This is a genomic window from Pseudomonas cichorii, assembly GCF_003700275.1.
GTDB classification, from domain to species: Bacteria; Pseudomonadota; Gammaproteobacteria; order Pseudomonadales; family Pseudomonadaceae; genus Aquipseudomonas; species Aquipseudomonas cichorii_B.
Window position 1 is genome coordinate 49,893 of the sequence record NZ_RBRE01000059.1, and the last position, 25,741, is coordinate 75,633.

A 25,741-nucleotide genomic window follows, 5' to 3' on the forward strand; every position below is an offset into this window, starting at 1 on the left:
CGAAGAGCATGTATCGCCTTCAGATCACCTCTCGCGGATAAATCCGCTCCTACCAGTACACAGGGCTACAAACTGGCGATACGTGCGTGTTGCTCGGCCAGCTTGCCCAGAGCCTGTTCGGCTTCGGTCAGTTTGGCGCGCTCCTTGGCGATGACTTCCGGCGGAGCCTTGTCGACGAATGCCGCGTTGGACAGCTTGCCGCCCACGCGCTGGACTTCGCCTTGCAGACGCTGGATTTCCTTGTCCAGACGCGCCAGTTCGGCACCCTTGTCGATCAGCCCGGCCATCGGCACCAGGACTTCCATCTCGCCGACCAGTGCAGTCGCGGACAGCGGTGCTTCGGCGCCCTCGGCCAGTACGGTGATGGATTCGAGCTTGGCCAGTTTCTTGAGCAGGTAATCGTTTTCGCTCAGGCGACGCTGGTCTTCGGCAGTAACGTTCTTGAGGAACAGTTGCAGCGGTTTGCCCGGGCCGATGTTCATTTCGCCACGGATGTTGCGTACCGCCAGCATCAGGCCCTTGAGCCATTCGATATCGTCTTCGGCCGCTGCGTCGATGCGCGTTTCATTGGCCACCGGCCATTCCTGCAGCATGATGGTCTTGCCGTTGATGCCGGCCAGTGGTGCCAGGCGCTGCCAGATTTCTTCGGTGATGAACGGCATGAACGGATGCGCCAGACGCAACGCGACTTCCAGCACGCGAACCAGCGTGCGACGGGTGCCACGCTGGCGTTCGATCGGTGCGTTTTCGTCCCACAGAACCGGCTTGGACAGCTCCAGATACCAGTCGCAATACTGGTTCCAGATGAACTCGTACAAGGCCTGGGCCGCGAGGTCGAAGCGGAACTGTTCCAGTTGGCGGGTGACTTCGGCTTCAGTGCGTTGCAGTTGCGAGATGATCCAGCGATCAGCCAGCGACAGTTCCACCGCTTCGCCGTTCTGGCCGCAGTCTTCGCCCTTGTCCAGCACGTAGCGCGCTGCGTTCCAGATCTTGTTGCAGAAGTTGCGATAGCCTTCGACGCGGCCCATGTCGAACTTGATGTCGCGACCGGTGGAAGCCAGCGAGCAGAAGGTGAAGCGCAGGGCGTCGGTGCCGTAGCTGGCAATGCCGTCGGCGAATTCCTGACGGGTCTGCTTCTCGATCTTCTTGGCCAGTTGAGGCTGCATCAGCCCGCTGGTGCGTTTCTGTACCAGGGTTTCCAGGTCGATACCGTCGACGATATCCAGCGGGTCAAGGACGTTGCCCTTGGACTTGGACATCTTCTGGCCCTGGCCATCGCGGACCAGGCCATGCACGTAGACGGTCTTGAACGGGACTTGCGGCGTGCCGTCCTCGTTCTTCACCAGGTGCATGGTGAGCATGATCATCCGGGCGACCCAGAAGAAAATGATGTCGAAACCGGTGACCAGTACGTCGGTGGAGTGGAAGGTTTCCAGCGCCTTGGTCTTTTCCGGCCAGCCGAGAGTGGAGAACGTCCACAGGCCCGAACTGAACCAGGTGTCGAGTACGTCGTTGTCCTGTTGCAGTGCAACGTCCGGCCCCAGATTGTGCCTGGCGCGGACTTCGGCTTCGTCGCGACCGACGTAAACCTTGCCGGACTCGTCGTACCAGGCCGGAATACGGTGGCCCCACCACAGCTGACGGCTGATGCACCAGTCCTGGATGTCGCGCATCCACGAGAAGTACATGTTCTCGTACTGCTTGGGCACGAAGGCGATGCGGCCATCTTCCACGGCAGCGATGGCCGGTTCGGCCAGTGGCTTGGTGGAAACGTACCACTGGTCGGTCAGCCACGGTTCGATGATGGTGCCGGAACGGTCGCCTTTCGGGACTTTCAGGGCATGATCATCGACGCTGACCAGCAGGCCGGCGGCCTCGAAGGCGGCGACGATCTGCTTGCGCGCCTCGAAGCGGTCCAGGCCGGCGTATTCTGCCGGCAGGCTGCCGTCGATGGATTCGTTGAGCGTGCCGTCGAGGTTGAACACCTGAGCGGCGGGCAGAACCGAAGCGTTCTTGTCGAAGATGTTCAGCAGCGGCAGGTTGTGACGCTTGCCGACTTCATAGTCGTTGAAATCGTGGGCCGGGGTGATCTTCACGCAACCGGTGCCGAATTCGGGATCGCAGTAATCGTCGGCGATGATCGGGATGCGACGGCCGACCAGTGGCAGCTCGACGAACTTGCCGATCAGCGCCTTGTAACGCTCGTCTTCCGGGTTAACCGCAACGGCAGCATCACCGAGCATGGTTTCCGGGCGAGTGGTGGCAACGATCAGGTAATCCAGGCCTTCAGCGGTTTTCGCACCGTCGGCCAGCGGGTAGCGCAGATTCCACAGATGGCCTTTCTCGTCGTGGTTTTCCACTTCGAGGTCGGAGATCGCGGTGTGCAGCTTGGTGTCCCAGTTGACCAGACGCTTGCCACGGTAGATCAGGCCATCTTCGTGCAGACGTACGAAGGCTTCCTTGACCGCATCCGACAGGCCGTCGTCCATGGTGAAGCGCTCGCGGCTCCAATCGACGGACGAACCCAGGCGGCGGATCTGACGGCTGATGTTGCCGCCGGACTCGGCTTTCCATTCCCAGATTTTCTCCAGGAACTTGTCGCGGCCCAGCTCGTGACGGTTCAGGCCCTGGGCTTCGATCTTGCGTTCCACCAGCATCTGCGTGGCGATACCCGCATGGTCGGTGCCCGGCTGCCACAGGGTATTGCGACCCTGCATGCGACGGAAACGGATCAGGGCGTCCATGATCGCGTTGTTGAAGCCATGACCCATGTGCAGGCTGCCGGTCACGTTCGGCGGCGGAATCATGATGGTGTAGGAGTCACCCGCGCCCTGCGGAGCGAAATAGTTTTCGGACTCCCAGGTCTGGTACCAGGAAGTTTCGATGGCGTGCGGCTGGTAAGTCTTGTCCATGCGCGGCGGGACCCTGTGGCATTAATTCGTAAAAGCCGACAAGTATAGACCGGGGGTGTAGCTGCAAGCTAGAAGCGGCAAGCTTCAAGCGCTGCTTCTACTTGCCACTTAAAGCTTGCCGCTTGGGGCTGCGCCTGCCAGCAGGCGCTCCATCCTCGCTTCGAGCCGCCGTTTGATCTCGGTCTCGATGTGCGGTGCGAAGTCGTCGATCACGTCCTGCATGATCAGTTGCGCCGCTGCCCGCAGTTCCGTGTCCAGATGCAGCAGGGTGTCGGGGTTTGCAGCAGGGGCGGGTTGCGCAGGCGCCTGAGGCGCTGCTGCCGCCGGCACCGGAGTGTCGGGCGTCAGCGTAGGAATGTCCGGATTTTCGTAATCCGTGTCCAGAGTCAGGTCGGGCTTGTTGCCGACCACATCGAACAGCAGCGGGATCTGGCCTTCGCGGTGTACCGTGTCGGTCAGCAGCGGCGGCTGCAGGTTGTCATCGCCGAGCAACTGGCGGATCGACTCCAGGTCGTCCAGCAGATGCGCGGGTTCAGCTTTTTTTGAAGTATCCATTGTGTACTCAAAGACGCTGTAGTCGGTGATCTTGCGGAGGATAACCCTGTTCGCGGTACGAGCGGAAACTCTCTCGTGCCGCCAGACGTATTGCCGGTTCTTCCACAACCACTTCCGCCACGCGGGCGAAACGCTTGAAGAAGCCCGGGATGCGCAGGTCCAGATTGACCAGCAGGTCCTGGTGTTGGCCAGGATCGTCGCCAATGCCCAGCACTACCGGAGCATCGTGATCGTTCTCGGCTTCGCCATGGGGCAGGAATACTTCGCCCTTGAATTGCCAGAGCCGGGCGTCGAGGTCCGCGCGCTGGGTTTCGTCGCTGCAATGCAGATAGACCTTGTGGCCCAGGCGCCAGGCCTTTTCGGTCAGCTTGCAGGCGAAATCCAGGCGTGCCGCGGGATCGGCGCTGGGAAGAATGTAAAAGTCGACTTGAGTCATGTCTGTTCCAGTACCAGCGGCGTATCGACCGGCAGGCCGATACGCCGCGAGGCATCTTATGCGCCAGCGCGATCGAGCAGGTACTGGGTCAGCAGCGGAACCGGACGACCGGTGGCGCCCTTGTCCTTGCCGCCGCTCAGCCAGGCCGTACCGGCGATGTCCAGGTGCGCCCAGTCATAAGCCTTGGTGAAGCGCGACAGGAAGCAGGCGGCGGTGATGGTGCCGCCTTTCGGGCCGCCGATGTTGGCGATGTCGGCGAACGGGCTGTCCAGTTGCTCCTGGTACTCGTCGAACAGCGGCAGTTGCCAGGCACGGTCGTCAGCCTGCTTGCCCGCGTCGAGCAGTTGATTGATCAGCACATCGTTGTTGCCCAGCAGACCGGTGGTATGGCCGCCCAGCGCGACGACACAGGCGCCGGTCAGGGTTGCGATATCGATCACAGCCTGTGGCTTGAAACGCTCGGCGTAGGTCAGGGCATCACACAGCACCAGACGGCCTTCGGCGTCGGTGTTGAGGATTTCGACGGTCTGGCCGCTCATGGTCTTGACGATATCGCCCGGACGGGTCGCAGTGCCGCTCGGCATGTTTTCGGCGCAGGCCAGGATGCAGACCAGGTTGATCGGCAACTGCAGTTCCAGGACCGAGCGCAGGGTGCCGAATACGCTGGCAGCACCGCACATGTCGAATTTCATCTCGTCCATGCCGGCCGCTGGCTTGATGCTGATGCCGCCGGTATCGAAAGTGATGCCCTTGCCGACCAGCACGAAAGGTTTTTCGCTTTTCTTGCCGCCCTGATAGTTCATCACGATCAGGCGCGGTGGCTGAGCACTGCCCTGGGCCACGGCGAGGAAAGAACCCATGCCCAGTTCGGCAAGTTTCTTCTCGTCATGCACTTCGACTTTCAGGTTCTTGTGCGCCTTGCCCAGTGCCTTGGCTTCTTCGCCCAGGTAAGTCGGGTGGCAGATGTTCGGCGGCAGGTTGCCCAGGTCGCGGGTAAACGCCATGCCTTTGGCGATGGCCTGGGCGTGAGTGGCGGCGCGCTCGACATCTGCCACACTGGCCTTGGCGGTCAGCAGGGTGATTTTCTTCAGGGCGCGAGGTTCGGCTTTCTGGGTCTTGAAGCGGTCGAACACGTATTCGCCGTCAGCCAGGGTTTCGACCAGCAGACGAGCCTTGCCGTAGGTGTCGCGATTTTTCACGACCACCTGATCCAGGGCGATGGCTGCATCGCTGCCACCCAGGCCCTTGAGCGTCGCCAGGGCACCGGCGACGAGTTTCTTGAATTGACGGTCCGACAGCTCGGCTTCCTTGCCGGTGCCTACCAGCAGGACGCGCTCGGCCTTGAGGTTGGGCAGGTTGTGCAGCAGCAGGCTCTGACCAACCTTGCCAGCCAGGTCGCCGCGCTTGAGAACGGCGGTAATGGCGCCGCCACTGAGCGTATCCAGGGTTTGGGCAGCGCTGCCCAGAACACGGTTTTCGCCTACGGCAACCACCAGAGTGGCGGTCTTCAAGGTTTCTGGGCTTACGCTTTTAACAACCAATTCCATGTCGGGTCCCCGAATAGATTGCGAGCTTTCGCAAAATGAATGACGTGTGCGGCAGGTCAGGGTCTTTTAGAGGCTTTTGAAAACCTTTTAAAGGACGATGCCAGCGCGAGGTCTTGCAGTTTGACCCCGCTGTGCAGCCGCTGACAACCCCGAACAACCCCTCTTACAGTCCGTGTAGGAAGTTGTTGTGAGATCTATCCCCCCGACCGCGCAGTGACAGGAACACCCAATCACAGGATAATGCCGCATATTTTTTGGCGGCTCGCACCTTTGCCGGGTGTGAGTGTCTGCTGCCATGGCTCATTTTTTTCCTGTTTGGCTGCCTGTGCCTGACAACTCTGGAGTGTCTGGTTTGATTGTCTTTCGTTATCTGTCCCGAGAAGTGCTGGTCACCCTGAGTGCGGTAAGTGCCGTATTGCTGGTGATCATCATGAGCGGGCGCTTCATCAAGTATCTGGCCCAGGCTGCTTCGGGCGCACTTGATCCGGGCGTGCTGTTCATGATCATGGGCTTCCGCCTGCCGGGCTTCCTGCAACTGATCCTGCCGCTGGGTCTGTTCCTCGGTATTCTGCTGGCATACGGACGCTTGTATCTGGAAAGTGAAATGACCGTGCTGGCTGCCACCGGCATGAGCCAGCAGCGTCTGCTTGCCTACACCATGGCGCCGGCCACTGTCGTGGGGCTGCTGGTTGCCTGGCTGAGTTTCAGCCTGGCTCCGCAGGGCGCCACGCAGTTCTCGCTGCTGATCAACAAGCAGGATGCGCTGACCGAGTTCGACACGCTGGTGCCGGGGCGTTTCCAGGCGTTACGTGATGGCACCCGGGTTACCTACACCCAGGAGCTGTCCGAAAACCGCACCGATCTGACCGGCGTCTTCATCTCCGAACGGCGCATGTCCACCGACAAGAGCAAGGATCGCGGCATTACCGTGCTGGTGGCCGAAAAGGGCCATCAGGAAGTCAGGCCCGACGGCAGCCGCTTCCTGATCCTGGAGAACGGCTATCGCTACGACGGTAACCCGGGCGAAGCCGATTATCGTGCGATCAAGTACGACACCTATGGCGCGATGCTGCCCAAGCCGGAAATCAGCGAAGACGTCACCGACCGCGAGGCGATCCCGACCAGCGAACTGCTGGGCAATGACACGCCGCGCTACAGGGCCGAACTGCAGTGGCGTATCTCGCTGCCGATCCTGGTCTTCATCGTGACCCTGATGGCGGTGCCGCTGGCGCGGGTCAATCCTCGCCAGGGCCGTTACCTGAAGCTGCTACCGGCGATCCTGCTTTACATGTCCTACCTGACCATCCTGATTGCCGTGCGCGGCGCGCTGGAGAAAGGCAAGCTGCCGATCGGTCTTGGCATGTGGTGGGTTCACGGATTGTTCCTGTTGATAGGTCTGGCACTGATGTACTGGGAGCCCATGCGGTTGAAAATGGCGAGTCGCCGTAGCGTAGCGGAGGTGGCTCGTGGTTAAGCTCGATCGATACATTGGTAAAAGCGTATTCATGGCGATCCTCGCGGTTCTGGGGATCATCCTGGGCCTGGCTTCGCTGTTCGCCTTCATCGACGAAATGGGCGATATCAGTGACAGCTACACGCTGATGGATGCCGGCAGCTTCGTGTTGATGACCGCGCCGCGGCGGGTCTACGACATGCTGCCGATGGCGGCGCTGATCGGCTGCCTGATCGGCCTCGGCACGCTGGCCAGCAGCAGTGAACTGACCATCATGCGCGCTGCTGGCGTATCGATTGCGCGCATCGTCTGGGCGGTCATGAAACCCATGCTGTTCCTGATGGCCGCCGGTGTGCTGGTGGGTGAGTATGTTGCGCCCTACGCTGAAAACCAGGCTCAGGCCAGTCGCTCGCTGGCTCAGGGCAGTGGCGACTCGCAGAGTGCCAAGCACGGTCTGTGGCACCGTCAGGGTGATGAGTTCATCCACATCAACACGGTCCAGCCCAACGGGCTGATGTATGGCGTGACCCGTTATCGTTTCGATGACCAGCGCCGCATCCTGACTTCGAGCTTCGCCAGACAGGCCAATTACATGACCGACTACTGGGAGCTCAAGGACGTCAGCACCACGCATTTCCGCGATGGCAGCACTGAAGTCATCAAGACCCCGGTCGAGCGTTGGGATGTTTCCCTCAGCCCGCAACTGCTGAGCACGGTCATCATGCCGCCCGAGTCGCTGTCGATTTCCGGCCTGTGGAGCTATGCCCACTATCTGGCAGATCAGGGCCTGAGCAACGGCCGTTACTGGCTGGCTTTCTGGACCAAGGTCCTGCAGCCGCTGGTTACCGTGGCATTGGTGCTGATGGCGATTTCGTTCATCTTCGGCCCGCTGCGTTCGGTAACCCTCGGCCAGCGGGTGTTCACCGGTGTGCTGGTCGGCTTTACCTTCCGTATCATTCAGGACCTGCTCGGCCCGTCGAGCCTGGTATTCGGCTTCTCGCCGCTGTTTGCGGTACTGGTGCCGGCAGCTGCTTGCGCCCTTGCCGGTGTGCTGTTGTTGCGTCGCGCTGGATAAGCGTTGCCTGCATTGAAAAAGCCGACGTCGAGTCGGCTTTTTCATGGGCGCTTACTTCTGGCGCGGCACTCTCACCAGCCGGGTATTGGAATAGGTGTCATGCCAGGTGCGCTGCTGTTTGTCGAACAGGCTCCAGACAAAGCCCAGCCCCAGGCACAGCCACGAAGCAATCGACACCATGAAACGCAGCAAGGCCTGCATCAGGCTGATGGAAGTGCCGTCGGCGTTCTGTACGCGAATGCCCCAGACCTGCATGCCCAGTGTCTGGCCGCCATGGGTCCAGAACTTGGCGAAGAAGCCAAAGGTCACCAGCAGCAGAATGGAAGAGAGCAGAGGGTCGCCATCCAGTGCGCCGGATTCGGACAGGGTGCGCAGTCTGGCTTCACCGATGAAGGCCATCAGCACCAGCTTGTAGATGAAGGCCGTGACCAGTTGCAGGGCAAAGCAGAGGAAGGCGTCGTAACAGATGGCCGCCAGGCGTCGAGCCAGGCCGGCAGGCGCGAAATCGCCTTGCGGACGAAGCAGGTGTTTGGACATCGCGAAGCTCTCGATCACGGTAAAGACCGCATCTTACGAAATCGCGTCCATAAAAAAGCCCCTGAGATCAATAATCAGGGGCTTTTTGGCATCGGCGATTAAGCTTCTGCGATAACTTCATCAGCCTGCATGCCTTTTTGGCCCTGCACGGCAATGAACGTGACTTTCTGGCCTTCTTTCAGGCTCTTGAAGCCGTTACCTTGAATTGCGCGGAAATGTACGAACAGATCCGGACCGCTCTCTGGAGTGATAAAACCAAAACCTTTTTCGTCGTTGAACCACTTGACGGTGCCGCTCTGACGTTGGGACATTTTCTTATTTCCTTGACGCTTGAATTGGTGACAGCCTCTTTCACACGAAAGAGTACTGGGGCTGGTTGCAGGAAGTAAGAAACGTAGAACGGGATGTAGCAACGCTTTGAGCTACTGCCCAGGTCCAGATTCAGCGACCTATGCAAACACAGTCAGGAAACTCTACGCCAACTCTCGTTACAAAAACAAGCCCCGTTTTATCCCTGATTTCATTGACTGCAAGTGGCGTGCAGGGATCTTTCACTCCTGATGGAAAACTGCCCGTTTCTGGCTCGTTCGTGCACTTTCACGGGGCATTTTTGCACGCGCAGAAACCCTGTACGTAACTCTATAAAAGAGTCATGTGACAGGGTTATTGCACGCGAAATAATTGCTGTTTTTTTGACGCCGTTATTTACCGCGGAAGTAACGTTGCGCAACAAAAGGCATTTTGCTTACCAGCATCGGAACTTTCTTGCCGCGCACCATCGCCCAGACCGGTGTTTCGAGTGCGCTGAAACGACTTTCCAGATAACCCATGGCCAACGGACCGCCCAGAGTCGGACCAAAACCGCCGCTGCACACGCTGCCGATGGTCTGGCCTTCTGCGTCGACGATTTCGCTGCCTTCACGCACCGGCGTGCGCTCTTGTGGCAACAGTCCGACACGTTTTTTATTTACCCCGGCCTGCTGCTGGGCAAATATTTTTTCGGCTCCCGGGAAACCACCGGCACGTTCACCGTCGGCGCGTCTGGCCTTGGACACTGCCCACAACAGGCTGGCTTCGACCGGTGTGGTTTCGCTATTCATGTCGTGACCGTACAGGCAAAGACCGGCTTCAAGACGCAACGAGTCGCGGGCGCCGAGGCCGATGGGAGCCACTTCCGGCTCGTCCAGCAGGCGACGTGCGAGGCTTTCGGCCTGGGCGACCGGCACCGAAATCTCGTAACCGTCTTCGCCGGTGTAGCCCGAACGGCTGACATAGCAGTCAACGCCCAGCAGTGTGACGCTGGCGAACTGCATGAAGGTCATGTCCGCCACTTGCGGAGCCAGGCGGGCGAGTACGGTCACCGCTTGCGGGCCTTGCAGGGCCAGCAGGGCGCGCTCTTCAAACAACGGCTCGATGCTGCACTGCGAGGCCAGATGCTTGCGCAGATGAGCAAGGTCCTCATTCTTGCAGGCAGCATTGACCACCAGCATCAGTTGATCGTTGCCCAGGTTGGCGACCATCAGGTCATCGAGAATGCCGCCGTTTTCATTGGTGAACATCGCATAACGCTGCATGCCGACCGGCAGGTCGATGATGTCCACCGGCGCCAGGGTTTCCAGCGCCTGTGCGGCGTTGGCGCCAGTCAGGAGAATCTGGCCCATGTGCGAGACATCGAACAGACCGGCTTTTTCACGGGTATGCAGGTGTTCTTTCATCACGCCGGCCGGGTATTGCACGGGCATGTCGTAACCGGCGAAGGGCACCATTTTGGCGCCGAGTTCGCGATGCAGGGTGTGCAGCGGGGTGGTCAGCAGTTGATCTGTGGACATGATGGAATCCGCTAAAGTCAGTGGGTCTGTGTCGAGCTGCCTTCGCGAATGAGCGGATCACCGCCCAGTCGCGAAGCAGGCCGATCACGCCTCTTGGTAGCTTTCGATGGACGGGCAGGCGCAGACCAGATTGCGGTCGCCGAACACGTTGTCGACACGGCCGACCGGTGGCCAGTATTTACCTTCGATCAGCGACTCGACCGGGTACACCGCCTGTTCGCGGCTGTACGGATGGGTCCATTGCCCGACGATTTCGGCAGCGGTGTGCGGCGCGTTTTTCAGCGGGTTGTCATCCTTGTCCAGCGTGCCGTTCTCTACCGCGTGGATTTCCTCGCGAATCTTGATCATGGCCTCGCAGAAACGGTCCAGTTCTTCTTTGGATTCGCTTTCGGTCGGCTCGATCATCAGTGTGCCGGCCACCGGGAACGACATGGTCGGGGCGTGGAAGCCGAAGTCGATCAGGCGCTTGGCGACGTCGTCGACACTGATGCCGCTGGTTTCCTTGAGCGGGCGCAGATCCAGAATGCATTCATGCGCCACCAGCCCGTTGCTGCCGGTGTAGAGCACCGGGTAGTGGTTTTCCAGACGCCGGGAAATGTAGTTGGCGTTGAGGATCGCCAGTTGCGAAGCACGCTTGAGGCCTTCTCCGCCCATCATGCGGATGTACATCCAGGTGATTGGCAGAATACTGGCGCTGCCGAATGGCGCTGCGCATACCGCGCCTTCCTTGCGTTCCATCCGGCCGTGGCCAGGCAGGAACGGTGTCAGGTGCGACTTCACGCCAATCGGGCCGACGCCCGGGCCGCCACCGCCGTGCGGAATGCAGAAGGTCTTGTGCAGGTTCAGGTGCGAGACATCGCCACCGAACTTGCCCGGGGCGCAGAGGCCGACCATGGCGTTCATGTTGGCGCCGTCGATGTAAACCTGGCCGCCGTTGTCATGAATGATGCCGCAGATTTCACGGATGCCTTCCTCGAACACGCCGTGGGTCGACGGGTAGGTAATCATCAGGGCTGCCAGTTGCTCGCGGTGCTCGATGGCCTTGGCGCGCAGGTCTTCGATGTCGACGTTGCCGCGCGCATCGCAGGCGGTGACCACCACGCGCATGCCGGCCATGTTGGCAGTGGCCGGGTTGGTGCCGTGCGCGGACGACGGAATCAGACAGATATCACGCGCTTCGTCGCCACGGCTCTGGTGATAGGCGCGGATGGCCAGCAGGCCGGCGTATTCACCCTGGGAACCGGCATTGGGCTGCAGGGAAATGGCGTCGTAACCGGTGGCGGCGCAGAGCATGGTTTCCAGTTCGCTGGTCAGTTGCTGGTAACCGGCGCTTTGTTCGGCGGGCGCGAACGGATGCAGGTTGCCGAACTCGGCCCAGGTGACCGGGATCATTTCGCTGGCAGCATTGAGCTTCATGGTGCAGGAGCCCAGCGGAATCATGGTGCGGTCCAGTGCCAGATCCTTGTCGGCCAGCTTGCGCAGATAGCGCATCAGCTCGGTTTCGGAGTGATAGCGGTTGAACACCGGATGGCTGAGGATCGCCGATTGCCGCAGCAGGGTCTTGGGCAGATGCGACTTGGCACTGCTGGCCAGGGTGGCGAAATCCGGCAGGCTCTGGCCGTCACTGGCAAAGATCGTCCACAGGGTTTCGACCGCCGACTGCGAAGTGGTTTCGTCGAATGACAGGCCCAGGTATTCGGCGTTGATTTCCCGCAGGTTGATGTGGTGCGCACGGGCCTTGGCGTGCAGCGTGGCGGTTTTGGCGCCGGTGTTTAGGGTCAGGCTGTCGAAGAAGAACTGCTGCTCGACCTTCAGGCCCAGTTGCGCCAGGCCTTCTGCGAAAATCGCGGTCATGCGATGCACGCGACTGGCGATGTTGGTCAGGCCGCGCGGGCCGTGGTAGACGGCATACATGCTGGCGATATTGGCCAGCAGCACTTGCGCGGTGCAGATGTTGCTGGTGGCTTTCTCGCGACGGATATGTTGCTCGCGGGTCTGCATGGCCAGACGCAGCGCCTGTTTGCCATGGCGATCCACCGATACGCCGACCAGACGGCCCGGCATGTCGCGCTTGAAGGCGTCGCGAGTCGAGAAGTAGGCCGCATGCGGGCCGCCGAAACCCAGCGGTACGCCGAAACGCTGGGCGCTGCCGATGGCCACGTCGGCACCGAATTCGCCCGGTGGCGTCAGCAGGGTCAGGGCCAACAGATCGGCGGCCACTGCGACCAGCGCATTGACGCTGTGGAAGCGCTCGATCAATTCACGGTAATCGAATACATCGCCATTGCTGGCCGGGTATTGCAGCAGCGCACCGAAGTAATCGCTGACATCGCCCAGTTCCGCTTCGTCGGCAACCACCACGGTGATGCCCAGCGGTTCGGCGCGGGTGCGCAGTACGTCGAGGGTCTGTGGGTGGCAGTGGGCCGAAGCGAAGAAATGCTGGCTGCCCTTGTTCTTGCTCAGGCGCTTGCAGAAGGTCATGGCTTCTGCGGCGGCAGTGGCTTCATCCAGCAGCGAGGCGTTGGCGATCGGCAGGCCGGTGAGGTCGCTGATCAGGGTCTGGAAGTTGAGCAGCGATTCCAGGCGGCCCTGGGAAATTTCCGGCTGGTAAGGCGTGTAGGCGGTGTACCAGGCCGGGTTTTCCAGCAGGTTGCGCAGAATCGGGGCCGGTGTATGGGTGTTGTAGTAACCCTGGCCGATGTAGGTCTTGAACAACTGGTTCTTGCTGGCGATGGCCTTGATCGAGGCCAGCGCATCGGCTTCGCTCTGGCCGGCAGGCAGGTTGAGAACGCTGGTGCCCTTGATGCTCTGCGGGATCACGCTTTCGCTCAGAGCTTCGATGGAGTCGAAACCCAGGGTTTGCAGCATGGCGTGCTCGTCGCTGGCGCGTGGGCCAATGTGACGGGCGATGAATTCGTTGGCGGTGCTCAATTCGATAGAGTCAGTCATGGCTCGCTCCTCAGGCTTCAGCGTTGGCTTTGATCAGGCGGTCATAGGCGTCCTGATCCAACAGGCCGTGAATGGCATTGGCGTCTTGCGGGATGAAGCGAAAGAACCAGCCGGCGCCCAGCGCGTCTTCGTTGACCAGTTCCGGGGTGCTGTCGAGTGCGGAATTGACTTCGATCACCTCGCCGTCCAGCGGCATGTTGATGCTGCTGGCCGCTTTCACCGACTCCACCACCGAGACTTCGGCGTGTTGAGTGTAGGCCTGTAATTCCGGGAGCTGCACAAACACCACATCGCCGAGCGATTCCTGCGCATAAGGCGTGATGCCTACCGTGACACTGCCATCGGCTTCGGTCCGCAGCCATTCGTGTTCAACGGTGAATCGCAACTCGCTCATAACAACTCCTCAAGGATAAAAAGCCCGCGGCTGGCGCTGGCGCAATGAGAAACGGGAGTGCAAGTTTGCGGCCAATATGAAAATGTTGTTTTAAATCATATGGTTATGTTGTTTTTGGGCAAGGGCTTTAGAAGGCGTTGTAGCGAAATCGATACAGAGGCGCAGGGCTGGAAAAACTCCATGGGATCAAAGCCTTGCTGGCTGGGGACTGCAGGCGACTGGATTGATATCGTTACGATGGAGTGATTTCGTTACGGGTGTTTGTGAATGACTTTGCCTGGGGGAGCGGATTCATTCACGAAAAGGCTTCGCGGATCAATCCGCTCCCACACACAGAACTACTTGCCAATCCCGTATTTACGCAACCGATGTGCAATCGCGGTATGCGAGGTGTGCAGGCGCGCAGCCAGTTGTCGTGTCGAAGGGTAGTCGGCGTAGAGCTTCTGCAGTAACTCGCGCTCGAAGCCTTCGACGGCCTGTTCCAGGCTGCCGATCTCGCCGTCGCTCTGGCGGGCGACCGCAGTGCCGGCAATGTCCAGGTCACCAATGTCCACCAGCGTGTTTTCACTGATGGCGGCAGCGCGGAAGATCACGTTCTGCAACTGCCGCACATTGCCCGGCCAGCGGTTGCCTAGCAGCGCTGGATAAGTGCCGGTTGCCAGGCGGCAGACCGGGCGCTGGATCTGGGTGCAGGCCTGTTCCATGAAGTACCGCGCCAGCAGCAGAATGTCCTGGCCGCGTTCACGCAGCGGCGGGACTTCCAGGTTCAGGACGTTCAGGCGATAGAACAGGTCCTCCCGAAAGGTGCCTTCGCTGACCATCTTTTCCAGGTCGCGATGGGTGGCGCTGAGGATGCGCACATTGACCGTGACTTCCCGATCCCCGCCAACCCGTCTGAAGCTGCCGTCATTGAGAAAGCGCAGCAGTTTGGCCTGCAAATAGGGCGACATTTCGCCGATTTCATCGAGAAACACCGTGCCCTGGTTGGCCAGTTCCATCAGCCCCGGTTTGCCGCCGCGCTGGGCGCCGGTAAACGCGCCGGGTGCATAGCCGAACAGCTCGCTTTCAGCGAGGTTTTCCGGGAGCGCCGCGCAGTTGAGGGCCAGGAACGGTTCGCCATGCCGCGCACTGCTGGCGTGACAGGCCCTGGCCACCAGTTCCTTGCCGGTGCCGGTTTCGCCCTGAATCAGCAATGGCGCATCCAGCGCCGCAACACGCTGGGCGCGGGCCTTGAGAATGCGGATGGCGGACGACTCGCCGAGCAGGGCATCGAAGCCTTCGGCATGGTCGTGATGCAGGGCCGACAGGCGCTCACCGATCCGGCTCGGCAGATACAGGGTCAGCAAGGCTCCGGCTTCAGTGATCGGCGTGGCGTCCAGCAACAAGGCTTCGCCATTGAGCGTGACTTCGCGCATGGGCAGGCGAAAACCGTTTTCCAGCAGCGTGGCTTGCAGGCTCGGATCGGCGAACAGTTCCCCGATCGGTTCGCCTTCAGGTTCCCGGCCAATCAGGGCGATCAGCGCCGGGTTGGCCAGCAGCACATGGCCGGCACTGTCCAGCGCCAGCACCGGATCGGTCATGGCGGCGAGCAGGGCATCGAGCTGCAGGTGGCGACGCTGGCCGGGAAGGATATCCACCACGGTAATCGCTTCCACGCCACGCACCCGGAACAAGGCATCCTTGAGTTCTTCGAGCATCTGATGGCTGAGGGTCGGCGCATCGATGTAGACGTTGGGCGGCACCATCTCCACCGCATCGAGGTTCAGATTGCGTCCACCCAGAATGGCCAGCACTTCCTGAGTGATACCGACGCGGTCGATGAAGCAGACATGGATGCGCATGGGGCGTTATGGGTTCTTGATGGCGAAGAGGCGCAAGTATGCCTTGTAGACCGAGGTTTTTCGCGAATGAATTCGTTCCAGCCAACATCCGTGTTGGAGCGAATTCATTCGCGAAGAAGGTTACTCCAGATGTTCCGGCTTCACCGGCTCACCCGGCTGGGCATGCAGTTTTTCGCGGACGTCCTTGAACATCCGGTCGTACTCCTTGTGCAGGTCGATGGGCATGGCGGCGAGGTTCGGCAGGCCGTATTTGATGCCGATGCGTCCGGCATCGTGGGCGAAGTTGAAGGCCAGGTCGCGGGGCAACTGGAATTCTTCGCTGAAGCTCTTGCCGTTGATTTCGCCCTGCATGGTGAAATGCATGCAGGTGCCTTGTTCGGGGTCTTCGCGGACTTCGTAATGCAGGTGAATGTCGTAGCTGAAGTCTGCGCGTTGCAGGGCGGCGTGGGTGATATGCAGATGACCTGGCTCGAACATTGTGAGGTCGCTCCGTCAGGAAGTTGAAAGTCTACGGGTAGACCCCGGTACGTTGGCCGGGGTTCAGCACCATGAATAATCTCCCGACAGCATAGTCGTGTTGCGCAGACCCATTACTGATTCATGTCACGCGCAGGCTCTGGCCTGGACCAGAGCCACAGATTGCCCAGTGCCATGCCGGCGATTGCCAGGTAGAGCCACCAGACATGATTGAGCAGGCTCAGCATCAGGATGGCGCAGAACAGCATGCTGATGGTCGCGCTGATTTTGGCGCTGCGGGTGACCAGTCGGCCATTGCGCCAGTTGCGCAGGACCGGGCCGAACACACGATGGTTTTCCAGCCAGGCATTCAGACGCGGCGAGCTGCGGGTCGCGGCCCAGGCCGCCAGCAGAATGAACTCCGTGGTCGGCAGGCCGGGAATGAAGATGGCGACAATGCCGATCCCCAGGCTGGCATAAGCAAGGATGCCAAACAGAAGGCGCGAAAGTCTGGTGCCGGGCGGTTTATAGGTCATGGTCACTACAGGCAGGTTCAAAAAGCCCGGCCAGCTTAACAGCACCGGGCGTTTTTTCATGCCTGAACCTGTTCGATCTTTGTTGCATGGGCGTAAGCATGTTGCAGCAGAACCGTGAAGCGCTCGAAGGCCGCGATGGCGCCCTGATCGATCTGCGCCTCTTCTTCGGCGCTGAACTCCAGCTCGTCGAGGATTCTGATAAAGCTTTTCCAGCCATCGGCGCGGCCACCGGCAGGTTCACCCAGATGCCGGGCACCGAAGCTTTCGCTGAGGTTCAGGGCGGCAGCACGCTTGATCAGAAACGCGGCGCCCAGTTTCGAGCCTTCGGAAACGAACAGCCAGCCCAGTGCCTCGGCCTTGTTCGGGTTCTGTACGGCACCGGCAACAGTTGGCGGAATCTCGGTGTTCAGGTCGGCGAGGTCTGCCCTGGCCTGCTCGGCGCGGCAACGTTCAGGCAGGTCGCCGACGATTTGGCCCAGCGCGGGATCGTTGTAGAGACCTTGCAGTTCGGCCTGGAACAGGTACTGGGCAGCGACGAAGTGTTTGTAGCTGTCCAGCGTGGCAAAGGGTGCATGGGCCTTGACCGCCTTGTCGAGCTGGTCGTGGGGCGCATGGGTAATCTGGTTGAGACGCTGCGAACGCAGGGCAGGGCGAGTCTGCTCGGTTGTCATCAGGTTCTTCCTTGCAAAATGAGGATCAGTTGTTGAATAGACGAATGGCGCGGTTCTGAAGCGTAAAAAAACACGCCCTCGAAGTGTTCGCGGGCGTGCCATGTTCGGATCCGCAATCAGATGTCCCAGACCAGATTGACGCTGAAGTTGCGTCCAGGCTGTGTCAGGCGATCCAGGTTGGCCGGAGCGGTCGCGCCTGCCTCGCCGACACCGTCGTAGCCGCGCACGTCATCCCACAGCCAGTATTTCTTGTCGGTCAGGTTGTAGAGGCCTGCATTGACCGTGACGTCGTTGGTGACCTTGTAGTAGCCGGTCAGGTCCAGAATGCCGAAGCCCGGTGTCCGGAACTGGCTGGCGGAACCGTCCGGCTCATTGAATTCGCCGTCATCCACGCGGCTCTTGCGCTTGACCATGGTCCAGTTCAACAGGCCGCCATAGTTGCCCTGTTCGTAACCGAGGCCGAAAACGCCGGTCAGCGGGTTGACGCTGTTAAGCGGTTCGCCAGTGTCGTTGTTGCGGCCATGGGCGTAGGCAATCGATCCTTGGGTGTAGAGGCCCTGTGGCGCACCGAAGCTGTCCAGATTCAGGCGGCCCTTGATCTCGGCGCCTTTGATGGTGGCGTGCTTGATGTTGTAGGACTGGAAGGTGAGTTCGTCGTAGCCGGCTGCCAGGCCATCTTCGTTGATGAAGTCGCGGTACTTGTTATAGAACACCGCGACGTCGAACGAGCCGGACTCGAAGCGCCCGCGCAGGCCGGTTTCATAGCTTTTGCTTTTTTCCGGGTCGAGGTTCGGGTTGGGTTCGACCACATAACCGGCAGTGGTGTTTTCAAAGCTGCCATACAGCGCCTTGGCGGACGGGGTCCGGAAACCTTCAGCGTACTGGCCGTACCAGGTGTAGTTGTCGGCCAGGGCATAGGTCACGCCGAACTTGGGCGATACGCGATCCCAGGTCCTGTCCTCATTGTTGCCGCCGCTTGGATCGTCGAGGCCTTCGGAGTTGAGAAACTCTTCGGTCATCTTCGGCTTCAGGCGCGTGTAGTCGTAGCGCAGGCCGGGCATGAAGGTCCAGTTGTTCCAGCTGATCTGGTCCTGAGCGAACAGCGCGTAACTGGTGATGGTCGGGTCCGGGAAATCACTGGTCGGCACCGGGTTGTCGGTTGCCACAGGGCTTGCGGCACCTGCAACGGTACAGGCGCCAAGCACCCGCGCACAGATTGCGCTGCCGGTACGCAGGCCGCTGACTTTCTGTTGTTTGAGCGTGGTGCCGTAGGTCAGTTCATGCCGGGTATCGGCGATGGCGAAGGACTTGTCGAACTGCGCGTCGAAGATCCACTGTTTCTCCTGATAGACCGTGTCGCGAGTGCGCAGCAGGTCGCGAGTGAACGGAAAGTAGCGCTCCTGGGTGTTCTGCTCGGTCTTGGCGTTCTGGTAGTTCAGGCTCCACTTGACCTTGTCGGTCAGCAGGCTGTCGAGCGCGAAGTTGTGTTCGATGCCAAAGCGTTCACGGGTGACCGTATCGTTGGTGGTCCGTCCGCGGTACATGCCAATCCCGGCACCGTTGCCGAAAGGTCCGCCGACGGCGCTGAGCTGGTTGGTGTCGCGATCGTCCTTGTACTTTTCGTAGGTCAGGCCCAGGCGCGCGTCTTCGGCGTAGTTCCAGCCCAGTTTGGCCAGTACGTTGGTTGCGCGCTGGTCTTCGGGGTTGGCTTCGGTGCGGGTCAGGCCGGTGCCGCTGGTGCTGCCGTAGGATTCGGTTTCGTGACCTTCACGCTGGCTCAGGTGCAACAGTGCGTCGAAGTCGCCGTGGCGTCCGGCGACGGTGCCGGAGGTCAGCCAGCTTTCATCGGCCGAGCTGTAGCCGGTTTTCAGACGGGCTCCGACGTCCTGGCCCGGCTTGATGATGTCGTCCGGGTCGAGGGTGTAATAGCTGACAACGCCGCCGATGGCGCTGCTGCCGTAAAGCGCCGAGGCCGGGCCGCGGAGGATTTCCACGCGCTTGACGATTTCCGGGTCGACGTAATTGCGCCGGGTCTGGGCGAAGGGCCCGGTAAAGAAACTGTCCGGGACCTCGACGCCATCGACCTGGGTCAGGATCCGGTTACCGTCGATGCCGCGAATGTTGTAGCCGGTGGTGCCGCCTCGCTGGCCTGCGCCGCCGACCGAAACGCCCGGCTCGTTGCGCACCAGATCGCGGATGTCATTGACGTTATTGCGGTCCAGCTCTGCGCGGGTGTGCACGCTGACGGTGTTGGGAACCGAAGCGATGTCCTGCTCCTGGCGCGTGGCGCTGACGGTGGTCTGCTCAAGGGCGATGACACCGGCGACACGTTTTTCCAGGACCACGTTGTTGTCGCCCAGATTGCGATAGCTCAACGGGCTGCCGGCCAGAAGACGCTCCAGTGCCTGGGCGGGTTGCAGGTTGCCGTTTACGCCAGGGGACACGACGTTTTGTGTCAGGTTCGAGGAAACGCCCACCTGCCAGCCGGTGACCCGGCTGAATTCATTGAGGGCCGAAACCAGCGGTTGTCTGGCTATCGAGAACGAGTAAGTCCCGGCAGTTCGCGCCGGTGCTGCGCTTTCGGTCGCCGCGACGGCGGGCATCGCTTGCAGGCCTGCGCTGAAAACCGCCACGGTCAGCAGCGAGAGCGTGAACCTGCGAGTGGGGGTGGTGGGCGTAAACGTGGATGGCATTGCGATGGCGCTCCCTGACGTGTTGCTCGTTATAGTGTTTTGCAGCTCGATTCTTAATGCGAATCAATTGCATTGGCTATGACTAGACGAACGACTCAGGGCGACCGCGTAAAAAAACTTTTCCGTTCAGTTGATGAGCACGACAGCGGGCATCTCATGCACGCTGGCCGAGGTGATCTGCGCCAGTGAGCGCACAACGTTCAGCGGGTTGTCGAGCTTGTAGTTGCCGGTGACGGTGACCTTGTCCAGCGCCGGGTTGGTGTTGATGATCCAGCCGGGATAGTAGCGACGCAATTCCGCCAGCACCTCGCTGAGCGGGCTGTTATCGAAGATCAGGCGACCCTCGACCCAGGCCAGGTCCTTGCCCGGATCGAGCCTTTCGCGATGGCCGAACCCCGCAGGACCGACGCGCACACTGTCGCCGGCAGCCAGGCTGACCCTGGAGTCGCCACGTATGGCGCTGACATCCAGTGCACCGCGCTGCACCTGGACCCGCGCCTCGCCATCGAGATAACGTACCGAAAACTCGCTGCTGTTGGCACTCATGCGGATCGGCCCGGCTTCGATTTCCATCGGCACGTTCGGGTCGAGCGCCACGTTGAAGTAGGCTTCGCCCTGATACAGGCGAGCGACCCGCTGTTTGTCGTTTAGGTGGCTGGAAAACGCCGAATTGGTATTGAGCAGGACTTTCGAGCCATCGTTGAGTTGCAGGCGCTGACGCTCACCGACCACCGTCAGATGATCGGCCTGGATGCGCAGCGGCAGATCGCTGAAGTTGAACAGCCCCAGCAGCAGAACAGCGGCGGTGGCCAAGGGTTTCCAGTGCGGGCGGGCGCGTTGCCACAACGAAGGTTTGCGCGGCGTCTGCAGGCTCGCGGCGGCCTGTCGGACCGGTTGCGAATTCCATAGCGCCCGGGCTTTGCCGAAAGCTTGCGCATGGGCCGGATCGGCCTGCAGCCAGGCCTCGAAACGCGCCTGCTGCTCAGGATCCGCACCTTCCAGTTCGATCAGCCAGGTCAGGGCTTGATCCATTGCGCTGTCGCTCAGTACATCCTGGGCAAGCGACTGCGGGCGTTCTGTTCCTGGGGGCACGGTGGTCCTCGGCAAGCTCGGTTCGATCTGTGCGTGCAATGGGAAGAGCAGCCTGCGGCAGCGTCCGGCTCTGGTCAAGCCTGGTCGAGTCTTGCCATCACACCCATACAGATCGCCATGATCAGTTTCAGTTCTTTTTGTACGGTGCTTGCGGAAATCTCCAGTTGCTCGGCGATCTCCAGATAGCTGCAGCCATTGAGGCGGCTCAGGACAAAGATGTTCTGCTGGCGCGGGCTGAGTTTACCGACAGTATTGCTGAGGCGTTCAAGCAGACGCTTGGCATGGGTGGCATCTTCGGGGGTGCTGAGTTGCGCGACCACGCTTTCGATCTGTTCGAGTGGCGCATCCTCGATCAGGGTGCGGCCATGGATGCGCCGGGAGCGCAAATGATCCAGCGCCAGGTTGCGGGCGGTCTGGTAGACGAAGGGTTCCAGGTGATCTATCGGGCGTTCGGTCAGGGCGCGGGTGACGCGCAGCCAGGTTTCCTGCAGCAGGTCTTCGGCCGTGCTGTGGTTGCCTACCATCCCTTGCAGGGTGCGCAACAGCACTTCGCGCTGAGCGACAAATACAGCGTTGAAGTGCGACTGCGACACAGAAGTACTCGACCGGGAAAATCAGTGGATGATAATGCTTATCATCCACTTCTGCGGTCAAGTCCGGTTTTCTGTATTTTTCTTAATACTCGGAACGGGTCACTGAGCGTTATGCAGTGCCAGGCAGTTGTCGAGCATACGGTTGGAGAACGCCCACTCGTTGTCGTACCAGGCCAGTACCTTGAGCAGCCTGCCGCTGACTTTGGTGTGGTTGGCGTCGAAGATCGATGACAGCGGGTTGTGATTGAAGTCGTGGGAAACCAGCGGCAGGGTGTTGTAGCCCAGGACGCGGGAGTGCTGGCTGGCCTCTTTCATCAGTGCGTTGACTTCTTCGGCAGTGGTTTCGCGCTTGATGTTGATGGTCAGGTCCACCAGCGACACGTTGATCACCGGCACCCGCACGGCCATGCCGGTCAGTTTGCCTGCCAGTTCCGGCAGCACCAGGCCCACGGCTTCGGCTGCACCTGTCTTGCTCGGGATCATCGAGTGAGTGGCCGAACGGGCGCGGTACGGATCGGTGTGGTACACGTCGATCAGGTTCTGGTCATTGGTATAGGCGTGGATGGTGGTCATCAGCCCGCTTTCGATACCCAGCTCGCGATGCAGCACCTGGGCAACCGGCGCCAGGCAGTTGGTGGTGCAGGAAGCGCTGGAGATGATCTGGTGCGACTGGCGCAGGGTGTCGTGGTTCACGCCATAGACGATGGTCGCGTCTGCACCTTTGGCCGGTGCTGAAATAATGACCTTGCCGGCCCCGGCAGTGATGTGCGCGGCGGCTTTTTCGCGGCTGGTGAACAGGCCGGTACATTCAAACACCACGTCGATCTTCTGGGCCTTCCATGGCAACTCGGCAGGGTTGCGAATGGCGCTGACCGCGATACGGTCACCATTGACTGTCAGGCTTTCGCTGTCGCATTCAACGGTGCCACCGAAGGGGCCGTGAACCGTGTCGAAGCGCAGCAGATGAGCGTTCATTTCGCTGTCGCCCAGATCGTTGATGGCGACGACCTGCAGGTCTTGTCGGTAACCTTGGGTATAGAGTGCGCGTAGGACGTTACGGCCGATGCGACCGAAACCGTTGATTGCAATGCGAATAGTCATACAGTCGTCCTTCAAGAATTGTTGTTGGAATTACAAGATTATTCTCATAAAAATAGAAAACAAGCCTTTTTAGTGGCAATATTTTGTTTTATCTACAACTACAAGCCTGAAAGGCTGGTTCAGTTGATCGAGATCAGGCTTTTGCGCCTTGGCGTGCGGTCCCGATAACTGGCATGGTCTTTACGGGTGACCATAGACGTTAGCCTGGAGTTCATCACATGCATCCCCGCATTCTTGAGGTAACCGAGCGTCTTATCGCTCGTAGTCGCGACACCCGTCAGCGCTACCTGGAACTGATTCGCGGCGCAGCGAGCGACGGTCCGATGCGCGGCAAACTGCAATGTGCCAACTTCGCCCACGGCGTGGCGGCCTGCGGTCCCGAGGACAAGCAGAACCTGCGCATGATGAACGCCGCCAACGTGGCTATCGTCTCTGCCTATAACGACATGCTTTCGGCGCATCAGCCCTACGAACACTTTCCTGCCCAGATCAAACAGGCTTTACGTGACATTGGTTCGGTCGGTCAGGTCGCCGGTGGCGTACCGGCCATGTGCGATGGCGTGACTCAGGGCGAGCCAGGCATGGAACTGGCCATCGCCAGCCGTGAAGTGATCGCCATGTCCACCGCGGTGTCGCTGTCGCACAACATGTTCGATGCCGCGCTGATGCTGGGGATCTGCGACAAGATCGTACCGGGCCTGATGATGGGCGCGCTGCGTTTCGGTCACCTGCCGACCATCTTCGTGCCCGGCGGGCCGATGGTTTCCGGTATTTCCAACAAGCAAAAGGCCGATGTCCGTCAGCGCTACGCCGAAGGCAAGGCGACCCGCGAAGAGCTGCTGGATTCGGAGATGAAGTCCTACCACGGCCCGGGCACTTGTACGTTCTACGGCACCGCCAACACCAATCAGTTGCTGATGGAAGTCATGGGCCTGCATCTGCCGGGCGCCTCGTTCGTCAATCCGTACACTCCGCTGCGCGATGCGCTGACAGTCGAGGCCGCCCAGCAGGTCACCCGCCTGACCCAGCAAAGCGGCGAGTTCATGCCGATCGGTGAAATCGTCGATGAGCGGTCGCTGGTCAACTCCATCGTCGCCCTGCATGCCACCGGTGGTTCGACCAACCACACCCTGCACATGCCGGCGATTGCCCAGGCAGCCGGTATCCAGTTGACCTGGCAGGACATGGCCGACCTCTCGGAAGTGGTGCCGACCCTGAGTCACGTCTATCCGAACGGCAAGGCCGATATCAACCACTTCCAGGCGGCGGGCGGCATGTCGTTCCTGATCCGTGAACTGCTGGCGGCCGGGTTGCTGCACGAAAACGTCAATACTGTGGCCGGCTACGGCCTGAGTCGCTATACCAGGGAACCGTTTCTGGAAGACGGCAAGCTGGTCTGGCGCGAAGGCCCGTTGCAGAGTCTGGACGAAAGCATTCTGCGCCCGGTGGCGCGGCCGTTTTCTCCCGAAGGTGGCCTGCGAGTCATGGAAGGCAACCTCGGGCGTGGGGTGATGAAAGTTTCCGCCGTGGCGCTGGAACACCAGATTGTCGAAGCACCAGCCAAGGTCTTCGAGGATCAGCAGGATCTGGCCGATGCGTTCAAGGCCGGTGAGCTGGAGTGCGATTTCGTCGCGGTAATGCGTTTCCAGGGGCCGCGCTCCAATGGCATGCCCGAACTGCACAAGATGACGCCGTTCCTCGGCGTGTTGCAGGACCGCGGTTTCAAGGTTGCGCTGGTGACTGACGGACGTATGTCCGGCGCATCGGGCAAGATCCCGGCGGCGATCCATGTCTGTCCGGAAGCCTTTGATGGTGGCCCTTTGGCTCTTGTGCGGGATGGTGACGTGATTCGCGTCGATGGAGTAAAAGGCACGTTGCAAGTTCTGATCGAAGCGTCAGAATTGGGGGCCAGAGAGCCGGCTGTCGGTCAGCTCGACAATGGTGTCGGCTGTGGCCGGGAACTGTTCGGTTTCATGCGTATGGCCTTCAGCTCAGCCGAGCAGGGCGCCAGCGCCTTTACTTCAAATCTGGAGAAGCTCAAGTGAAATTGGCTCTGGTCGGTGATATTGGCGGCACCAATGCACGTTTTGCCATTTGGGAAGACGACAAACTGCATTCGATCCGGGTATTCCCGACCATCGATTACGCCGGGCCGGAACAAGCCATCGAGATCTACCTGCAGGACCTCGAACTGCAGCGCGGCGACATCGGCTTCGTCTGCCTGGCCGTCGCCGGGCCGGTGGATGGCGACGAGTTCTATTTCACCAACAGCCACTGGCAACTGAGCCGCTCGAAGTTCTGCGCCAACCTGAAGGTCGACGAGCTGCTGCTGATCAACGACTTCACTGCCATGGCGCTGGGCATGACCCGCCTGCGTGACGATGAATACCTGACTATCTGCCACGGCATCGGCAAGCCTGATCGCCCGTGCGTAGTGGTCGGGCCGGGCACCGGGCTCGGTGTCGGCACCCTGATCAGCGTCAGCGAAAACCACTGGATGGCCTTGCCCGGCGAAGGCGGTCATGTGGACCTGCCGATCGGTACCGCCCGCGAAGCCTTGTTGTGGACGCGGCTGATGGCCGAGCACGAGCATGTCAGCGCCGAGACAGTGCTGAGCGGAGCAGGCCTGTTGCAGTTGTATCGGGTCAGTTGTGCGCTGGACGATATCGAGCCGGTGCTCAAGTCGCCTGCCGCCATTACCTCGGCGGCGGTGGCCGGCGATCCGGTCGCGGCCGGAGTGCTGGATCAGTTCTGCGTGTTCCTTGGCCGGGTGGTGGGCAACAATGTGCTTACTCTGGGCGGGCTCGGTGGGGTATATATCGTCGGCGGCGTAGTGCCGCGCTTCGTCGAATTCTTCAGCAACAGCGGATTCAAGCGCGCCCTCGCTGAAAAGGGCGTGATGAGCGATTATTTCAAGGGCCTGCCGGTCTGGCTGGTCACTGCCGAATACCCTGGTCTGATGGGGGCCGGCGTCGCATTGCAGCAGGCGTTTGGAAAGGACATCTGATCCGTTTCACCGCACATGCACCATGGATGGCAACCCAATAACAACAAAGTAATCACAGCTAACA

The 25,741-nt window shown here is 60.4% G+C and carries 21 protein-coding genes; 4 read left to right on the forward strand and 17 right to left on the reverse strand.

The features are described from left to right. Positions 1 to 65: 65 nt before the first annotated feature. The 4 genes from ALQ04_RS16140 to ALQ04_RS16155 all read right to left on the reverse strand — a co-directional run bounded on the left by ALQ04_RS16140 (position 66) and on the right by ALQ04_RS16155 (position 5,450). Positions 66 to 2,912 (reverse strand): valine--tRNA ligase, encoded by a 2,847-nt coding sequence (locus ALQ04_RS16140; RefSeq protein WP_122316753.1) that lies wholly within the window; start codon positions 2,910 to 2,912, stop codon positions 66 to 68. Between the two features lie 108 nt (positions 2,913 to 3,020). Beyond that, complete coding sequence (locus ALQ04_RS16145; RefSeq protein ID WP_122316754.1) at positions 3,021 to 3,467, reverse strand: DNA polymerase III subunit chi; 447 nt, start codon at positions 3,465 to 3,467, stop codon at positions 3,021 to 3,023. A gap of 7 nt (positions 3,468 to 3,474) precedes the next feature. Beyond that, a complete protein-coding gene (locus tag ALQ04_RS16150) occupies positions 3,475 to 3,903 on the reverse strand; it encodes a DNA polymerase III subunit chi (RefSeq protein ID WP_122316755.1) in 429 nt (142 codons plus the stop codon). Between the two features lie 56 nt (positions 3,904 to 3,959). Then, positions 3,960 to 5,450 (reverse strand): leucyl aminopeptidase, encoded by a 1,491-nt coding sequence (locus ALQ04_RS16155; RefSeq protein WP_122316756.1) that lies wholly within the window; start codon positions 5,448 to 5,450, stop codon positions 3,960 to 3,962. Between the two features lie 352 nt (positions 5,451 to 5,802). Here ALQ04_RS16155 and lptF point away from each other — a divergent pair, with 352 nt between their 5' ends. Then, positions 5,803 to 6,924, forward strand: a complete 1,122-nt coding sequence (gene lptF / locus ALQ04_RS16160) for an LPS export ABC transporter permease LptF (RefSeq protein ID WP_122316757.1) — start codon at positions 5,803 to 5,805, stop codon at positions 6,922 to 6,924. Further along, the gene (gene lptG / locus ALQ04_RS16165) at positions 6,917 to 7,978 is read left to right on the forward strand and encodes an LPS export ABC transporter permease LptG (RefSeq protein WP_122316758.1); all 1,062 of its coding nucleotides are present in this window, start codon (positions 6,917 to 6,919) and stop codon (positions 7,976 to 7,978) included. Before lptF ends, lptG begins: the two co-directional genes overlap by 8 nt. 51 nt (positions 7,979 to 8,029) lie before the next feature. Here lptG and ALQ04_RS16170 read toward each other — a convergent pair whose 3' ends face one another. From ALQ04_RS16170 to gap, 13 genes are all read right to left on the reverse strand, one after another. Then, entirely contained in the window at positions 8,030 to 8,515 is a 486-nt protein-coding gene (locus tag ALQ04_RS16170) for an RDD family protein (protein WP_122316759.1), read from the reverse strand. A gap of 98 nt (positions 8,516 to 8,613) precedes the next feature. Next, a complete protein-coding gene (locus ALQ04_RS16175; protein ID WP_010220199.1) occupies positions 8,614 to 8,826 on the reverse strand; it encodes a cold-shock protein in 213 nt (70 codons plus the stop codon). 390 nt (positions 8,827 to 9,216) lie between these two features. Next, positions 9,217 to 10,344: a glycine cleavage system aminomethyltransferase GcvT gene (gene gcvT / locus ALQ04_RS16180; protein ID WP_122316760.1), complete on the reverse strand. Its 1,128-nt coding sequence runs from the start codon at positions 10,342 to 10,344 to the stop codon at positions 9,217 to 9,219. An 84-nt stretch (positions 10,345 to 10,428) separates the two neighbouring features. Then, a complete protein-coding gene (gcvP, locus tag ALQ04_RS16185) occupies positions 10,429 to 13,293 on the reverse strand; it encodes an aminomethyl-transferring glycine dehydrogenase (RefSeq protein ID WP_122316761.1) in 2,865 nt (954 codons plus the stop codon). A gap of 10 nt (positions 13,294 to 13,303) precedes the next feature. Next, complete coding sequence (gene gcvH / locus ALQ04_RS16190; protein ID WP_122316762.1) at positions 13,304 to 13,687, reverse strand: glycine cleavage system protein GcvH; 384 nt, start codon at positions 13,685 to 13,687, stop codon at positions 13,304 to 13,306. Positions 13,688 to 14,025: 338 nt separating this feature from the next. Further along, complete coding sequence (locus ALQ04_RS16200; protein ID WP_122316764.1) at positions 14,026 to 15,528, reverse strand: sigma-54-dependent transcriptional regulator; 1,503 nt, start codon at positions 15,526 to 15,528, stop codon at positions 14,026 to 14,028. Positions 15,529 to 15,648: 120 nt separating this feature from the next. After that, the gene (locus ALQ04_RS16205; RefSeq protein WP_122316765.1) at positions 15,649 to 16,005 is read right to left on the reverse strand and encodes a DUF5064 family protein; all 357 of its coding nucleotides are present in this window, start codon (positions 16,003 to 16,005) and stop codon (positions 15,649 to 15,651) included. Positions 16,006 to 16,118: 113 nt separating this feature from the next. Further along, positions 16,119 to 16,580, reverse strand: a complete 462-nt coding sequence (locus tag ALQ04_RS16210) for a YbaN family protein (RefSeq protein ID WP_122316766.1) — start codon at positions 16,578 to 16,580, stop codon at positions 16,119 to 16,121. Then, positions 16,577 to 17,191 carry a biliverdin-producing heme oxygenase gene (locus tag ALQ04_RS16215; RefSeq protein WP_122316767.1) on the reverse strand — a complete coding sequence of 205 codons (615 nt, stop codon included), beginning with the start codon at positions 17,189 to 17,191 and terminating at the stop codon, positions 16,577 to 16,579. The genes ALQ04_RS16210 and ALQ04_RS16215 overlap by 4 nt, the downstream gene beginning before the upstream one ends. Positions 17,192 to 17,307: 116 nt before the next feature. Beyond that, the gene (locus tag ALQ04_RS16220; RefSeq protein ID WP_122316768.1) at positions 17,308 to 19,884 is read right to left on the reverse strand and encodes a TonB-dependent receptor; all 2,577 of its coding nucleotides are present in this window, start codon (positions 19,882 to 19,884) and stop codon (positions 17,308 to 17,310) included. Between the two features lie 126 nt (positions 19,885 to 20,010). Continuing rightward, complete coding sequence (locus tag ALQ04_RS16225; protein ID WP_183142198.1) at positions 20,011 to 20,976, reverse strand: FecR domain-containing protein; 966 nt, start codon at positions 20,974 to 20,976, stop codon at positions 20,011 to 20,013. Between the two features lie 74 nt (positions 20,977 to 21,050). Continuing rightward, positions 21,051 to 21,569, reverse strand: a complete 519-nt coding sequence (locus tag ALQ04_RS16230; RefSeq protein ID WP_122316770.1) for an RNA polymerase sigma factor — start codon at positions 21,567 to 21,569, stop codon at positions 21,051 to 21,053. A gap of 99 nt (positions 21,570 to 21,668) precedes the next feature. Then, positions 21,669 to 22,670 (reverse strand): type I glyceraldehyde-3-phosphate dehydrogenase, encoded by a 1,002-nt coding sequence (gap, locus tag ALQ04_RS16235; RefSeq protein WP_122316771.1) that lies wholly within the window; start codon positions 22,668 to 22,670, stop codon positions 21,669 to 21,671. A gap of 218 nt (positions 22,671 to 22,888) precedes the next feature. On the opposite strand from gap, the gene edd reads away from it, so the two are divergent. After that, complete coding sequence (gene edd, locus ALQ04_RS16240) at positions 22,889 to 24,715, forward strand: phosphogluconate dehydratase (protein WP_122316772.1); 1,827 nt, start codon at positions 22,889 to 22,891, stop codon at positions 24,713 to 24,715. After that, entirely contained in the window at positions 24,712 to 25,677 is a 966-nt protein-coding gene (locus tag ALQ04_RS16245) for a glucokinase (protein WP_122316773.1), read from the forward strand. Before edd ends, ALQ04_RS16245 begins: the two co-directional genes overlap by 4 nt. The last annotated feature ends 64 nt before the right edge of the window (positions 25,678 to 25,741 follow it).